Origin of the sequence: Fulvivirga aurantia (assembly GCF_009711475.1) — a bacterium.
In the GTDB taxonomy this organism is placed as follows: Bacteria; Bacteroidota; Bacteroidia; order Cytophagales; family Cyclobacteriaceae; genus Fulvivirga; species Fulvivirga aurantia.
Genome location: NZ_SMMD01000311.1, coordinates 1 through 1693, shown reverse-complemented (window position 1 = coordinate 1693; position 1693 = coordinate 1). Strand labels below are relative to the sequence as shown.

2 protein-coding genes are annotated in these 1693 nt (G+C 37.6%); both read left to right on the top strand.

Annotation, left to right across the window (positions count from 1 at the left end; genetic code table 11):
- Positions 1-1112: glycosyltransferase family 2 protein (locus E1176_RS01390; protein WP_155208791.1), on the top strand; the 1112-nt coding region annotated here is incomplete at its 5' end.
- Positions 1113-1117: 5 nt separating this feature from the next.
- Positions 1118-1693, top strand: a 576-nt coding sequence (locus tag E1176_RS01385) for a glycosyltransferase family 2 protein (protein WP_155208790.1), incomplete at its 3' end; no start/stop codon positions are given.

Here is a 1693-nt window from a genome sequence, read left to right as displayed (position 1 = left end):
CTGTGGCAGGCCGGCTTTATCGCTCACCTGCCACATCTAGTATAGTCCAATCGCAAAGTACATTTGCGGTTTTCATACCCGCTTATAAGGAGGACGGAATTATTGTGGAAGTGGCACAAGAAGCACTGAAACAATCATACCCTCAAGATAAGTATGAGGTGGTTGTAATTGCAGACTCTTTGCAACCAGAGACACTGGTTAGCCTACGTAATCTACCTATTACAGTTGTTGAGGTTTCTTTTGAAAAAAGCACGAAAGTTAAAGCATTAAATAAAGCACTCGATTTGCTTAAAGGTAAGTACGATCATGCAGTAATATTAGATGCTGACAACGTAATGGAATTTAACTTCCTTGAGATTTTAAATAATCTTCACAATCAAGGGTATAGGGCCATTCAAGGTAGAAGAGCTGCCAAAAACAAAAACAATAGCCTTTCATTGTTAGATGGTTTGAGTGAAGAAATCAATAATCACATGTTAGGCAAAGGTAGCTCAGCATTAGGGCTGTCTGCTGCTCTCAAAGGATCAGGAATGTCATTTGATTACGATCAGCTCCGAATAGAGTTAGCGAAGATGGAGTCGGTCGGTGGTTTTGACAGAGAATTAGAATTACGTCTTGTTAATCAAAACACCAGAGTAAAGTACGCTCACAATGTAGTTGTATTTGATGAGAAAGTAGAGAAGTCTGAAGTATTCGAAAATCAAAGAAAGCGGTGGATATCGAGTCAATTCTTTTATTTGAAAAGATATCTCTTCCCTGGTGTAATTGGCTTTTTTAAAGGAAAATTCGCCTACTGCAATAGTACAGTATTAAGGAATATTCAACTACCTCGACTTATCAATTTAGGACTATTGACAGTACTTACAATAATATCTATTTTGGGCTCCTTAATAGTACCTACTCTGTATGAAATTTGGATTGCTATTGCCCTAATAACTTACTTGAGTACTGCTTTAGCCATACCAAATGAATATTATGGCAAGCCCTTACTACAGGCCGTCTTTTCTCTTCCAAAAATATTCCTGAAGATGTTCGCACTTTTATTCAAATTAAAAGGAGCAAACAAAAAATTCATTCATACACCTCACACATCAAGTAGAAATAAAAATTGAAACCGTTGACTAAAACCCAGCAACCACTCGTATCAATAATTACTATCAACTACAACGAGGTGGACGCCACGCTGGACCTGCTGGCTTCTTTAAGAGATATAGGATATACCAATAAAGAAGTTATTGTTGTAGACAATGCTTCCAAAGTCAGCCCACAAAAAGCTATTAAAGCAGAGTTTCCAGAGGTAAAACTAATAATGAGTGACGAAAATTTGGGTTTTGCCGGAGGTAATAATCTAGGTATTAAGGAGGCAAAAGGAGATTATCTACTTTTTATAAATAATGATGCTGTAATTACAGAAGGGACTATCGAAAAACTCATAGAAACTTTTGAGAAAAATCCTGATGCCGGGATTGTGAGCCCAAAGTTTCACTTCTATAATAAGCCAGGTATAGTCGAGTATGCCGGATACTCCGATATGAATTCATTTACAGGGAGAAATACCACCATTGGGAGTGGAGAAACTGATAAAGGTCAATATGATCAAATGTCTGTAACACATTTTTGCCATGGAGGAGGAATGATGGTACCACGACATGTCATTGAGAAAGTTGGCCCGATTCCTGAAGAGTATTTTTTA